Source organism: Pseudomonas sp. B21-036 (assembly GCF_024748925.1).
Lineage (GTDB): Bacteria > Pseudomonadota > Gammaproteobacteria > Pseudomonadales > Pseudomonadaceae > Aquipseudomonas > Aquipseudomonas palmensis.
On record NZ_CP087178.1, the window covers coordinates 4,126,407 to 4,139,804 of the forward strand.

Genomic DNA, 13,398 nt, shown 5'->3' on the forward strand with positions numbered 1-13,398 from the left:
CCCTGTTCAGAACATCACGCATTGGCATACCTCAGAGCACCGCCTTCGGATACGAGCCCAGTACCTTCAGGGCCACCGCCTCCTGGCTGATCTGCTCCAGCACCGCCTTGATCAACGGGTCACGATGGTGGCCGACGAAGTCGATGAAGAACACGTAGGTCCACTTGCCGCTGCGCGACGGACGGGTCTCGATGCGGGTCAGGTCGATGCCGTTCTCATGGAACGGTACCAGCAGTTCGTGCAACGCACCCGGCTTGTTGCTCATCGAAACGATGATCGAGGTCTTGTCATCACCGGTCGGTGGCACTTCCTGGTTGCCGATCATCAGGAAGCGCGTGGCATTGTCCGGACGGTCTTCGATTTTCTCCGCCAGGCGTGTCAGACCGTACAGGCCAGCCGCCATGTCACCAGCGATCGCCGCCGAATTCCACTCGCCCTTGACCCGCTTGGCAGCTTCGGCATTGCTCGATACCGCCACCCGCTCGACGTTCGGATAATGAGCATCCAGCCACTTGCGGCATTGGGCCAGCGACTGGGCGTGGGAGTAGATACGGCTGATGCTGTCGGTCTTGGTATTCTCGCCCACCAGCAGGTGGTGGTGAATGCGCAGCTCGACTTCGCCGCAGATCACCATGTCGTGCTCGAGGAAGCTGTCCAGGGTGTGGTTGACCGCACCTTCGGTGGAGTTTTCCACAGGCACCACGCCGAAATTGACCGCGCCGGCGACCACTTCGCGGAATACCTCGTCGATGGCCGCCATCGGCTTGCTGATCACGGCATGGCCGAAGTGCTTCATGGCTGCGGCCTGGGTAAAGGTACCCTCAGGCCCCAGGTAGGCGACCTTGAGCGGTTGCTCCAGCGCCAGGCACGACGACATGATTTCACGGAACAGCCGGGCCATTTCCTCGTTGCCCAGCGGGCCCTTGTTGCGCTCCATCACGCGCTTGAGCACCTGCGCCTCGCGCTCGGGCCGGTAGAACACCGGCACCTCGCCTTCTGCCAGGGTCGCAGTCTTGACCCGGGCGACTTCCTGGGCGCAGCGCGCACGGTCGCTGATCAACTCGAGGATCTTCTCGTCGAGGCTGTCGATGCGCACGCGCAGGGCCTTGAGTTCCTGTTCGGACATCAGGCGTGTTCCTTCTCGAATTCACCCATGTAGGCCACCAGTGCCTCCACGGCGTCCAGGCCCAGGGCGTTGTAGATCGAGGCGCGCATGCCGCCCACCGAACGGTGACCCTTGAGGTTGAGCAGGCCACGCTCGTCGGCGCCCGCCAGGAACGCCTTGTCCAGGCGCTCGTCGGCCAGGCGGAACGGCACGTTCATCCAGGAACGGGCATTGCTGCTGATCGGGTTGGTATAGAAGTCGCTCTTGTCGATGAAGCCGTACAGGCGGTCCTTCTTGGCGCGGTTGCGCTGCTCCATGGCAGCGACACCGCCCTGCTCCTTGAGCCACTCGAACACCAGGCCCGAGAGGTACCAGGAATAGGTTGCCGGGGTGTTGTACATCGAGCCGTTGTCGGCCGCGACCTTGTAGTCGAGCATGGTCGGGCAGCTGCTGCGGGCACGGCCCAGCAGGTCTTCACGCACGATCACCACCACCAGGCCGCTGGGGCCGATGTTCTTCTGCGCACCGGCGTAGATCAGACCGAACTGCGACACGTCGACCGGACGCGAGAGGATGTCCGAGGACATGTCCACCACCAGCGGCACGTCACCGGTCTGCGGCACCCAGTCGAACTCCAGACCACCGATGGTCTCGTTCGAGGCGTAATGCAGGTAGGCAGCGTCCTTGGTCAGGTTCCACTCGTTCTGACCCGGGATGGCCAGGTAATCGTAAGGCTTGGCGCTGGCGGCGACATTGATGTTGCCATAGCGACGCGCTTCCTCGATCGCCTTTTTCGACCAGATGCCGGTCTCGATGTAGTCGGCCGTACCGCCCTCGGGCAGCAGGTTCAACGGGATCTCGGCAAACTGCTGGCTGGCGCCGCCCTGCAGGAACAGCACCTTGTAGTTGGAGGGGATGGACATCAGGTCGCGCAGGTCCTGCTCGGCCTTCTCGGCAATGGCCACGTAGTCGTCGCTACGGTGGCTCATCTCCATGACCGACAGGCCTTTGCCGCGCCAGTTCAGCATTTCTGCCTGGGCACGCTGCAGCACAGCTTCAGGAAGCGCAGCAGGGCCTGCGCAGAAGTTAAAGGCTCGTTTGCTCACATCCACTCTCGCTCTGCTCTTGATGTCTGTGGGAGCAGACACCGCAGTGGCGGGCCTGCCCGCCCCCACAGCCGCTCCCATAGGTTGCGCTACTACAATTTATTCCTGCGGCGTCTCTTCGTCAGCTGCAGCGTCCAGTGACGACCCTTCGCCGGCGTCCACGTCAGCCTCGGCATCCGCCACGAAATCTTCGTCGTCTTCCTCGTCGGACGGCTCCTGCACCCGCTCCAGACCCACCAGGGTCTCGTCGCTGGCCAGCTTGATGAGCGTCACGCCCTGGGTATTACGGCCCAGGCTGGAGACTTCGCCGACACGGGTACGCACCAGGGTGCCCTGGTCGGAAATCAGCATGATCTCCTCGCCTTCCTGCACCTGTACCGCACCCACCAGACGGCCGTTGCGATCGTTGCTGACCATGGCGATGACGCCCTGGCCACCACGCTTGTACTCGGGGAACTCGGCGATGGCGGTACGCTTGCCGAAACCACGCTCGGAAGCGGTGAGGATCTGGCTGCCTTCTTCGGGGATGATCATCGAAATCAGCTTCTGCCCCTCGGCCAGGCGCATGCCGCGCACACCGCGGGCGGTACGCCCCATGGCACGCACGTCGGACTCCTTGAAGCGGGTGACCTTGCCGGCATCGGAGAACAGCATGACCTCGCGCTCACCATCGGTGATGGAGGCGGAAATCAGGATGTCGCCTTCGTCCAGCTCCAGCGCGATCAGGCCGACACTGCGCTGACGACTGAACTGCTCCAGCGGGGTCTTCTTCACGGTGCCGTTGGCGGTGGCCATGAAGATGAAGTGGCCTTCAGTGTATTCCTCCACCGGCAGCATGGTGGTGATGACCTCGCCCTCGCCCAGCGGCAGCAGGTTCACCAGCGGACGGCCACGTGCGGCACGCGACGCCTCGGGGATTTCGTAGGTCTTGAGCCAGTACACCTTGCCCTTGCTGGAGAACAGCAGCAGCGTGGTGTGGCTGTTGGCGACCAGCAGGTGCGAGATGTAGTCCTCGTCCTTGACGCCGGTGGCCGACTTGCCCTTGCCGCCACGGCGCTGGGCCTGGTAGGCCGCCAGCGGCTGGGTCTTGGCGTAGCCGCCGTGGGAGATAGTCACCACGCGGTCTTCTTCCGGGATCATGTCACCCAGGGTCAGGTCCAGGCGTGCATCGAGAATCTCGGTGCGGCGCACGTCGCCATATTCGGCGCGGATCAGCTCCAGCTCTTCGCGGATCACTTCCATCAAGCGCTCGGCGTTGTTCAGGATGCGAATCAGCTCGCCGATCTGCTTGAGAATCTCCTGGTACTCGGCCAGCAGCTTCTCGTGCTCCAGGCCGGTCAGGCGGTGCAGGCGCAGGTCCAGGATGGCCTGGGCCTGTTCGGGCGAAAGGTAGTACTTGCCATCACGCAGACCGTACTGCTCGTCGAGGGTTTCCGGGCGGCAGGAATCGGCGCCGGCGCGCTCGACCATCACCTGCACGGCGCTGGACTCCCACGGCGTGCCGATCAGCGCTTCCTTGGCCTCGGACGGCGTCGGCGAAGCCTTGATCAGGGCGATGACCGGGTCGATGTTGGACAGTGCGACCGCCTGGCCCTCGAGGATATGACCGCGTTCACGGGCCTTGCGCAGCTCGAACACGGTACGGCGGGTGACCACCTCGCGGCGGTGACGCACGAACGCCTCGAGCAGGTCCTTGAGGTTCAGCACCCGCGGACGGCCGTCGATCAGCGCCACGATGTTGATGCCGAACACGGCCTGCAGCTGGGTCTGGGCATAGAGGTTGTTGAGGATCACCTCCGGCACTTCGCCACGGCGCAGCTCGATGACGATGCGCATGCCGTCCTTGTCGGACTCGTCGCGCAGCTCGGTGATGCCCTCGAGTTTCTTTTCCTTGACCAGCTCGGCGATCTTCTCGATCAGCCGCGCCTTGTTCAGCTGGTACGGCAGCTCGGTGATCACGATCTGCTGGCGGCCACCGACCTTGTCGATGTCCTCGACCGTCGAGCGGGCACGCATGTAGATGCGCCCGCGACCGGTGCGGTAGGCCTCGATGATGCCCTGGCGACCGTTGATGATCGCGGCAGTCGGGAAGTCCGGCCCCGGGATGAACTGCATCAGCTCATCGACCGTGATGTCGGCGTTGTCGATCAGCGCCAGGCAACCGTCGATGACTTCACCGAGGTTGTGCGGCGGAATGTTGGTCGCCATGCCCACGGCAATACCGCTGGAACCGTTGACCAGCAGGTTCGGGATCTTGGTCGGCATGACCGCCGGAATCTGCTCGGTGCCGTCGTAGTTGGGCACCCAGTCGACGGTTTCCTTGTGCAGGTCTGCCAGCAGCTCGTGCGCCAGCTTGGTCATGCGCACTTCGGTGTATCGCATGGCCGCGGCATTGTCGCCGTCCACCGAACCGAAGTTGCCCTGGCCGTCCACCAGCAGGTAGCGCAGCGAGAACGGCTGGGCCATACGGACGATGGTGTCGTAGACCGCGGTATCACCGTGGGGGTGATACTTACCGATCACGTCACCGACCACACGGGCGGATTTCTTGTACGGTTTGTTCCAGTCGTTACCCAGTTCACTCATCGCAAACAGAACGCGGCGATGCACGGGCTTCAAGCCATCACGCGCATCGGGCAGTGCACGCCCGACAATGACGCTCATCGCGTAGTCGAGGTAGGACTGTCTCAGTTCGTCTTCGATATTGACCGGTAGGATTTCTTTGGCCAGTTCGCCCATGAGAAGCCTGATTCCTTTTTCTGGTGAAACCTCGTCACATCCATATGGGACGAACGAAGCTCGCCGCTGCAAGCAGATGACCGGCAGCGACTTACGACAAATCAACGAGTTATGCCATGGATCTGCGCAGTAAAGACCGCCTCGGGAGGCGGTCTTGGAAACCGTCGGATGTTACCACAGTCCCGATAGGCTTGGGAGTATGGCAAACCGCCGCCCGATCTGAGGCCGGCTTGCCGGCAAAGGGCGCGGCGCGGACCTCAATGCAACCGCTTGCGGCACATCAACTGCGCCATCTTGGCCGCGTCCGGACGCTCGACGATGCCCTTTTCGGTCACGATCACGTCGATCAGGTCTGCCGGCGTCACATCGAACACCGGATTGAAGGCCTCTACCCCGGCCCCGACCCGTTCGCCGCCCACCTCCAGCAGCTCGCTGACATCCCGCTCCTCGAGCATCACCTCCTCGCCACTGGCCAGGTTGAGGTCGATGCTCGAACTGGGCGCCACCACCATGAAGCGAACCCCATGGTGCATGGCATTGACCGCCAGCTGGTAGGTGCCGATCTTGCTGACCACGTCGCCATTGGCAGTGATGCGGTCGGCGCCGACGATCACCCAGGTGATGCCCTTGGTCTTCATCAGGTGTGCGGCGGCGGAATCGACGCCAATGGTCACCGGCACCCCTTCGCCGGCAAGCTCCCAGGCGGTCAGCCGCGACCCTTGCAGCCAGGGCCGGGTCTCGGCCACGTACACCCGCTCCACCATGCCTTCCAGGTACGCGGCGCGAATCACCCCCAGCGCAGTGCCGAACCCGCCCGTGGCCAGCGCGCCGGCATTGCAGTGGGTGAGGATGGCCTGCTCGCTGCCCTGGTGCCTGCGAATCAGCTCGGCGCCCAGCTGGGCCATGGTCAGGTTGGCTTCACGGTCGCTTTCGTGGATGGCCTCGGCTTCGGCCAGCATGATCGCCAGCACGTCATCCCCGGCCTTGATCCGCAACAGCCGCTCGCGCATGCGGTTCAGTGCCCAGAACAGGTTGACGGCGGTGGGACGGGCTTCGCCCAGCAGCTCGAAGTCCTCTTCCAGAGCCATTTCCCAGTCATCGCCATCCGCCAGGCGCTGGCGCAGCGCCAGCACCAGGCCATAGGCCGCACTGATGCCGATGGCCGGGGCGCCGCGCACCACCATGGTGCGGATGGCCTCGGCCACCCCGACGGCGTCGTTATACGCCAGCCAGCGCTGCTCGAACGGCAGCGCACGCTGGTCGAGCAGATACAGGGCACCATCCCGCCAATCGATGGCCGTCACCTTCTCCGCAGCCAACAGTCGATCGCGCATGCCTCACCCCGTCATTCGGACATCAAAAGCGCACGATTATAACGAGCCCCAGCCGCGGACGCTCGGGTATACTTCGCCCCCACCTTCCGCGATACCGGGATTTTCGCACATGCCCAAGCCTGCCCCTCCCCTCGACCTGTTGCTCCTGCCCTCGTGGCTGGTGCCCGTCGAACCGGCCGGGGTGGTACTCAAGGGCCACGGCATCGGTATCCGCGACGGCCTTATCGCCTTCATTGGCCCGCGCGAAGACGCCCTGCGCCTGCAGGCCACCGAGGTGCGCGAGCTGCCCGGCTGCCTGCTCGCCCCCGGCCTGATCAACGCCCACGGCCACGCCGCGATGACGCTGTTTCGCGGCCTGGCCGACGACCTGCCGCTGATGACCTGGCTGCAGGAGCACATCTGGCCCGCCGAAGCCCGCTGGGTCGATGAAGCCTTCGTGCGTGACGGCACCAACCTGGCCATTGCCGAACAGCTCAAGGGTGGCATCACCTGCTTCTCGGACATGTACTTCTTCCCCAAGATCGCCAGCGAATGCGTGCACGACAGCGGCATGCGCGCGCAGATCGCAGTGCCGTTGCTGGACTTCCCGATTCCCGGCGCCCGCACCTTCGACGAAGGCCTGCACCTGGGCGTGGAGCTGTTCGGCGACCTGCGCCACCATCCGCGCATTACCGTGGCCTTGGGCCCGCACGCACCGTACACGGTCAGCGACGCCAACCTGGAAAAGGTTAGGGTGATCGCCGAAGAGCTGGACGCGCCGGTGCACATGCACCTGCACGAGACCGCCTTCGAGGTGCAGCAGTCCATCGATCAGTGCGGCGAGCGGCCATTGGCGCGCCTGGCACGCATCGGCCTGTTGGGCCCGCGCCTGCAGGCCGTGCACATGACCCAGGTCAGCGACGACGACCTGGCCCTGCTGGTAGAAAGCAACACCAGCGTGGTGCACTGCCCTGAATCCAACCTCAAGCTGGCCAGCGGCTTCTGCCCGGTGGAACGCCTGTGGCAGGCTGGCGTCAACGTAGCCATAGGCACCGATGGCGCCGCCAGCAACAACGACCTCGACCTGCTGGGCGAAACCCGTACCGCGGCCCTGCTGGCCAAGGCCGTGTCAGGTTCGGCCAGCGCCCTGGATGCCCATCGCGCATTGCGCATGGCAACCCTCAACGGCGCCCGCGCCCTGGGCCTGGAGGCCGTAACCGGCTCGCTGGAGCTGGGCAAGGCTGCCGACCTGGTGGCATTCGACCTGTCGGGCCTGGCCCAGCAGCCGATCTACGACCCGGTCTCGCAACTGGTGTATGCCAGCGGGCGGGACTGCGCAAGACATGTCTGGGTGGCCGGCCGGCAACTGCTCGATGAGCGCCGCCTCACCCGGCTCGACGAACAGGCCCTGCATGCCAGCGCCTGTGACTGGGGCCAGCGTATCGGCGGCCAGCACGAATAACCCGTCGGCAGCCACGGCTGCCGACCTGTAGCGAATTATCAAAGTTTCTGAGGACCGTTCCATGAGCAACGTCGACCACGCCGAAATCGCCAAATTCGAAGCCCTGGCCCACCGCTGGTGGGACCGCGAGAGCGAATTCAAGCCACTGCACGACATCAATCCGCTGCGGGTCAACTGGGTCGACGAGCGGGTCAAGCTGGCCGGCAAGAAAGTGCTCGACGTCGGTTGTGGCGGCGGCATTCTCAGCGAGGCCATGGCCCTGCGGGGTGCCACCGTCACCGGCATCGACATGGGTGAAGCGCCGCTGGCCGTCGCCCGCCTGCACCAGCTGGAGTCCGGCGTCGAGGTGGAATACCGGCAGATCACCGCCGAAGCCCTGGCCGAGGAAATGCCCGAGCAGTTCGACGTGGTCACCTGCCTGGAGATGCTCGAGCACGTACCCGACCCCTCCTCGGTGATCCGCGCCTGCTACCGCATGGTCAAGCCCGGCGGCCAGGTATTCTTCTCCACCATCAACCGCAACCCCAAGGCCTACCTGTTCGCCATCATCGGTGCGGAATACATCATGAAGCTGCTGCCGCGCGGCACCCATGACTTCAAGAAATTCATCCGACCGTCCGAACTGGGCGCCTGGAGCCGCGAAGCGGGCCTGAGCGTCAAGGACATCATCGGCCTGACCTACAACCCGCTGACCAAGCACTACAAACTGGCCAGCGACGTGGACGTCAACTACATGATCCAGACCCTGCGCGAGGAATGAGCATGCGTTTGCGAGCAGTACTTTTCGACATGGACGGCACCCTGCTCGACACGGCGCCGGATTTCATCGCCATCTGCCAGGCCATGCTGGCCGACCGCAGCCTTCCGGCAATCGACGACGAACGGATTCGCGAGGTGATTTCCGGTGGCGCCCGAGCCATGGTCGCCGCCGCGTTCGCGATGAGCCCCGAAGCCCCCGAGTTCGAGGCGCTGCGCCTGGAATTCCTCGAGCGCTACCAGAAGGATTGCGCGGTGCACAGCAAGCTGTTCGACGGCATGGCCGAGCTGCTGGCCGACATCGAAAAAGGCAACCTGCTGTGGGGCGTGGTCACCAACAAGCCGGTACGCTTCGCCGAGCCGATCATGCAGCAGCTGGGCCTGGCCGAGCGATCTTCGTTGCTGATCTGTCCGGATCACGTGAAGAACAGCAAGCCCGACCCCGAGCCGCTGATCCTGGCCTGCAAGACCCTGAACCTGGACCCGGCCAGCGTGCTGTTCGTGGGTGACGACCTGCGCGACATCGAGTCGGGCCGCGACGCCGGCACCCGCACCGCAGCGGTGCGCTACGGCTATATTCATCCAGAGGACAATCCCAACAACTGGGGCGCGGACGTGGTGGTCGATCATCCGCTGGACCTGCGCAAGGTGCTCGACAGCGCCCTGTGCGGCTGCTGATCGCCGACACCCGCCAAAAGCTTCGCCGGCACAGCCGGCTCCTGCAACACCGCATCGATTTGTAGGAGCCGGCCGTGCCGGCGAATGCCTCACCACGATCTCGAGGGAATCCCATGTTCGACTACACCGCCCGCCCCGGCCTGCTCAACGGCCGGGTCATCCTGGTCACCGGCGCCGGTCGCGGCATCGGCGCCGCTGCTGCCAAAGCCTACGCCGCCCATGGCGCCACGGTACTGCTGCTGGGCAAGACCGAAGCCAACCTCAACGAGGTGCACGACCAGATCACCGCAGCCGGCCATCCGGCACCGGTGGTCGTGCCCTTCAACCTCGAAACCGCCCTGCCCCATCAGTACGATGAGCTGGCAGTGATGGTGGAAAACGAATTCGGTCGTCTCGACGGGCTGCTGCACAACGCCTCCATCATCGGCCCGCGTACCCCGCTGGAGCAGTTGTCGGGCGAGAACTTCATGCGCGTCATGCACATCAACGTCAACGCCATGTTCATGCTCACCAGCACCCTGCTGCCGCTGCTCAAGCTGTCGGAGGATGCCTCGGTGGTGTTCACCTCCAGCAGCGTCGGGCGCAAGGGCCGGGCCTACTGGGGTGCCTATGGCGTATCGAAATTCGCCACCGAAGGCCTGATGCAGACCCTCGCCGACGAGCTGGAGAACGTTGCCCCCGTGCGCGCCAACAGCGTCAACCCGGGCGCCACACGCACCAGCATGCGCGCCCAGGCCTACCCTGCCGAGGCACCGGAGAACAACCCGCTGCCCGAGCAGATCATGCCGGTCTACCTCTACCTGATGGGCCCGGACAGCAAGGGCATCAACGGCCAGGCGCTCAACGCACAGTAGCCCTCAGGCACCGACCAGGGCCGAGCGCGACCGGGCAGTGGAGCCCGGCTCGGCCTGTGGGGACTGCTCCAGCTGCAGACAGCGCTCCAGAAACAGGTACATGTAGTCGTAGCTCTTGCAGATCGCACGACGCAGCTGGGTCTGCAGCGCCTGTGGTGGGTTGTTGCCCGCCAGCGTGCAGATGATCTCCAACGCCTCCCAAGGGTGCTCGTCGTCATACTGCGCGTGCATCCTCAGCCATTTCATGGCGCGCTTGCGCCCGCTTTCGGGAAAGCCGTTGGCGTAGGTATCCGTCGAACACACCAGCGCCGACCATTCCCCCACCGCGCCTTCGATCGCATAGTTGGTCGCGGCCATGGCCACGATCAGCGAATCGGCCGCACAGGTATGCCAGCACCAGTCACTCAGCGCCTGCAACTCGGTCGGCACGTTCTGCTCGTTCAGATCGTCCAGGCTGACCCCGTGCGCCTGGGCCCAGTGCACCCAGTAATCGGCATGGTTGAGCTCGACACGGATATTGCGCATCAGCCAGCGACGCGCCATGTCTTCCCCCGGGTGGCGGGCAAAACTGGTCTTGGCCAGGTTCTGCGCCATGTACACCGAAAACTGTTCGACTACCGGCCAGCCGCCGATCAGATACTGGCGCAGGGTGCGCTGGCTCAGCTTGCCGTCGCGCAGGCGGTGATAGATTTCATGCTCTACCACCCGCTGCTTGCTCGCACTGCAATCCTCGATCAGTTTCTGAGCCCAGAGTGGGTAACTTTGCGCTTCCATCAATGGACCCACTCGCTCAAATGCATCAATCACTGTCATATCCCTACATCCTTGTGATTTGAAGTGAACGCTCAGCGAAACGTCCCCGGCGTCCTGAACAGCAAGGGTCGCGAACGGATACGCCGGCGTTGCAAGCTTTCACAGGTGAACACCTGCGGCCGCTCGATCAGGTAGCCCTGGGCGTAATCGACACCAATTTCATGCAGCGCCTGCTCGATCAGGGGCGTCTCGACAAACTCGGCAATGGTGCGCTTGCCCATGACGTGGCCAATATGGTTGATCACTTCGACCATAGCCCGGTTAATCGGATCGTCAAGCATGTCCTTGACGAAACTCCCGTCGATTTTCAGGAAGTCCACGGGCAGGTGTTTGAGGTAGGCAAACGACGACATCCCGGCGCAGAAGTCGTCCAGCGAAAAGTGGCAACCCAGCCCTTTCAATTCGTTGATGAAACGAATGGCGCTGCCCAGGTTGGCAATCGCACTGGTTTCGGTGATCTCGAAACAGATCATTTCAGGCGGTATGGCGTACTCGACGAACTGGCGCTGCAGATAATCCAGAAACTTGTCATCGCCGATGCTGCTGCCCGACAGGTTGATGGCGCACATTGCCAATGGCCCCTTTCGCCCCTCATCCAGAGCCTGGCGAATCACCTTGAACACTCTGTTCACCACCCAGCGATCCAGGGCCGTCATGAGCCCATAGCGTTCGGCGGCCGGGATGAAGCTGTCGGGCAGGATGATGCGCCCGCTCTCATCATGCAGGCGCAGCAGTATTTCCAGATGACCGGCATCCGACTCACCGGCCGCCAGTGGCGCGATTTCCTGGGCATACAGGCAGAAGCGGTCTTCCTCCAGGGCGATGTGCAGGCGCTGGATCCAGGCCATCTCGCCAAAGCGCATGGACAGCTCGGTGTCGTCGGGGTGGTACACCTGCACCCGGTTGCGCCCCTTCTCCTTGGCCATGTAGCACGCCATGTCGGCCGCACGCAGCGAGGCCTCCAGCGTATGGGGTGCCAGTTGCAGGTGGACCAGGCCCACGCTCACGGTGGTCATGAACGGGCGCCCCTTCCACACGAAGTGCAGGCTCTGCACGGTCTGGCGCAGATTCTCGGCAATGCGCTCGGCCTGCTCGGGCAGGCAGTTCTCCAGCAGGATACCGAACTCGTCGCCGCCCAGGCGCGCCAGGGTATCGCCCTCGCGAACGCCCGCCTGCAGCACCGCGCAAATGTGACGCAGCAATTCGTCGCCCGCCGCATGGCCACAGGTGTCGTTGACCAGCTTGAACTGATCCAGGTCCAGAAACAGCAGGGTGTGGCGCGCCGCCTGGCGGCCCAGGTCGCCCAGCGCCAGCTCCAGCCGGTATTCGAATTCGCGCCGGTTGGCCAGCCCGGTGAGGGCATCATGGGTAGCCTGCCACGACAGGTTGGCGATGTACTGGCGCTCCTGGGTCATGTCGTGCAGCACCAGCACGATGCCACTGACCTGACCGTCACTGATGATCGGCGAGCCCACCAGGGCCACCGACACCGTGCTGCCGTCCAGCCGCTGGATCAGCTTGGCGTGCTCGCTGCCGCCCTTGAGGGTACCGCTCAGAATGCGCTCGGTAAGGGACAGGCTGTCTTTTTCGGCGTTGTCGTCCAGCAGGCTGAACAGCGCCGCCAGCGGCAGGCCCTGGGCCTGTCCGGCGCTCCAGTGGGTCAACTGCTCGGCGGCAGGGTTCATGTAGGCGATACAGCCCTCGACATCGGTGGTGATCACCCCATCGCCAATCGACTGCAAGGTGATCTGCGCCCGATCCTTCTCCACCTGCAGGGCACTGGCAAAGGCCTGGCGCTGCGCCAGCAGCTTGTGCGTGCGCAGGCAGGCCAGCGCAATCAGAAACAGTGCCGTGGCCAGGTTGACCACCAGCAGCAGGCGCAACAGCATGCGCGATCCTTCGCCCAGGGCATCGCTGAACGCCATGGCGGCGGGGGTTACCGCCTCGTTGATCGCGGCGATCTCACCCTTCCAGGCTGCAACCCGCTGCGCAGTGACATTCCCGGTGACGATACCCTGGTGGATACGATTGGCCAGCGCATCCAGCTGCTGCAGGTAATCGTCCCCCACCGACCAGCGTTCGATGGCGCGTTCCATGTAGCTGACATGACGGAAATTCAGGTAGAGCCAGATGACGCTGTCGATGTCATCCGGGTGGTTGCCGCCCCTGAGGATGCCCTGGCGCGCAGCGGCCAGGTCCAGGGGCTTGGCGTCCAGCGCGGTGCGCAGCTGGTGCCCACCCTGGGGGATGGCGATGGCCTGCCGGTACTTCTGGTAGGCCGCCTCGTCGCGGCTGTCGGTATACAGGCTCAGGAAGTAGATGGCGTCCTTCTGCCCCTTGGACCACAGGCTCTCGCCCGCCACATAACCGCGCACGGCCGACAAGGCATAGAGGCTGATGCCCCCCAGCAAGGCCTGGAACAGTACGACCGCCACAAAAGGCCAGATGATGCCCAACAACCTGGGCGCTTCGAGAGTCCGTTTCTGCTTCATGAGGTCCCTTGCAGCAATGCGCAGCCCGATGAGTCTCATCCTGCACAGACACAGCCTAGGCCATTTGCCACCTGCCATCA

At 64.0% G+C, this 13,398-nt stretch carries 10 protein-coding genes; 4 read left to right on the forward strand and 6 right to left on the reverse strand.

The features are described from left to right. Positions 1 to 31 precede the first annotated feature (31 nt). From pheA to mtnA, 4 genes are all read right to left on the reverse strand, one after another. Positions 32 to 1,126 (reverse strand): prephenate dehydratase, encoded by a 1,095-nt coding sequence (gene pheA, locus LOY33_RS18620; RefSeq protein WP_043862677.1) that lies wholly within the window; start codon positions 1,124 to 1,126, stop codon positions 32 to 34. Next, a complete protein-coding gene (serC, locus tag LOY33_RS18625) occupies positions 1,126 to 2,211 on the reverse strand; it encodes a 3-phosphoserine/phosphohydroxythreonine transaminase (protein WP_043862751.1) in 1,086 nt (361 codons plus the stop codon). Before serC ends, pheA begins: the two co-directional genes overlap by 1 nt. A 99-nt stretch (positions 2,212 to 2,310) precedes the next feature. Continuing rightward, a complete protein-coding gene (gene gyrA / locus LOY33_RS18630; RefSeq protein ID WP_043862676.1) occupies positions 2,311 to 4,950 on the reverse strand; it encodes a DNA gyrase subunit A in 2,640 nt (879 codons plus the stop codon). A gap of 257 nt (positions 4,951 to 5,207) precedes the next feature. After that, the gene (gene mtnA, locus LOY33_RS18635) at positions 5,208 to 6,284 is read right to left on the reverse strand and encodes an S-methyl-5-thioribose-1-phosphate isomerase (protein ID WP_043862675.1); all 1,077 of its coding nucleotides are present in this window, start codon (positions 6,282 to 6,284) and stop codon (positions 5,208 to 5,210) included. 109 nt (positions 6,285 to 6,393) lie between these two features. Here mtnA and LOY33_RS18640 point away from each other — a divergent pair, with 109 nt between their 5' ends. The 4 genes from LOY33_RS18640 (at position 6,394) to LOY33_RS18655 (ending at position 10,013) form a co-directional block, all read left to right on the forward strand. Next, positions 6,394 to 7,725, forward strand: coding sequence for a TRZ/ATZ family hydrolase (locus tag LOY33_RS18640; protein WP_043862674.1), 1,332 nt, complete (start codon positions 6,394 to 6,396; stop codon positions 7,723 to 7,725). A 61-nt stretch (positions 7,726 to 7,786) separates the two neighbouring features. Beyond that, entirely contained in the window at positions 7,787 to 8,485 is a 699-nt protein-coding gene (gene ubiG / locus LOY33_RS18645; protein WP_043862673.1) for a bifunctional 2-polyprenyl-6-hydroxyphenol methylase/3-demethylubiquinol 3-O-methyltransferase UbiG, read from the forward strand. A 2-nt stretch (positions 8,486 to 8,487) separates the two neighbouring features. Beyond that, positions 8,488 to 9,159, forward strand: coding sequence for an N-acetylmuramic acid 6-phosphate phosphatase MupP (gene mupP, locus LOY33_RS18650; protein WP_043862672.1), 672 nt, complete (start codon positions 8,488 to 8,490; stop codon positions 9,157 to 9,159). Positions 9,160 to 9,272: 113 nt separating this feature from the next. Continuing rightward, complete coding sequence (locus tag LOY33_RS18655; RefSeq protein ID WP_054915860.1) at positions 9,273 to 10,013, forward strand: YciK family oxidoreductase; 741 nt, start codon at positions 9,273 to 9,275, stop codon at positions 10,011 to 10,013. A 3-nt stretch (positions 10,014 to 10,016) separates the two neighbouring features. On the opposite strand, the gene LOY33_RS18660 is transcribed toward LOY33_RS18655, so the two are convergent. Beyond that, entirely contained in the window at positions 10,017 to 10,820 is an 804-nt protein-coding gene (locus LOY33_RS18660; RefSeq protein WP_258659588.1) for a TenA family transcriptional regulator, read from the reverse strand. Positions 10,821 to 10,858: 38 nt separating this feature from the next. Beyond that, a complete protein-coding gene (locus LOY33_RS18665; RefSeq protein ID WP_043862670.1) occupies positions 10,859 to 13,318 on the reverse strand; it encodes an EAL domain-containing protein in 2,460 nt (819 codons plus the stop codon). Positions 13,319 to 13,398 lie beyond the last annotated feature (80 nt).

Coding starts and splice junctions, on each gene's coding strand:
- LOY33_RS18665 (WP_043862670.1), bottom strand. CDS start 13,318: ATGAAGCAGAAACGGACTCTCGAAGCGCCCAGGTTGTTGGGCATCATC.
- LOY33_RS18655 (WP_054915860.1), top strand. CDS start 9,273: ATGTTCGACTACACCGCCCGCCCCGGCCTGCTCAACGGCCGGGTCATC.
- gyrA (WP_043862676.1), bottom strand. CDS start 4,950: ATGGGCGAACTGGCCAAAGAAATCCTACCGGTCAATATCGAAGACGAA.
- mtnA (WP_043862675.1), bottom strand. CDS start 6,284: ATGCGCGATCGACTGTTGGCTGCGGAGAAGGTGACGGCCATCGATTGG.
- ubiG (WP_043862673.1), top strand. CDS start 7,787: ATGAGCAACGTCGACCACGCCGAAATCGCCAAATTCGAAGCCCTGGCC.
- pheA (WP_043862677.1), bottom strand. CDS start 1,126: ATGTCCGAACAGGAACTCAAGGCCCTGCGCGTGCGCATCGACAGCCTC.
- mupP (WP_043862672.1), top strand. CDS start 8,488: ATGCGTTTGCGAGCAGTACTTTTCGACATGGACGGCACCCTGCTCGAC.
- LOY33_RS18640 (WP_043862674.1), top strand. CDS start 6,394: ATGCCCAAGCCTGCCCCTCCCCTCGACCTGTTGCTCCTGCCCTCGTGG.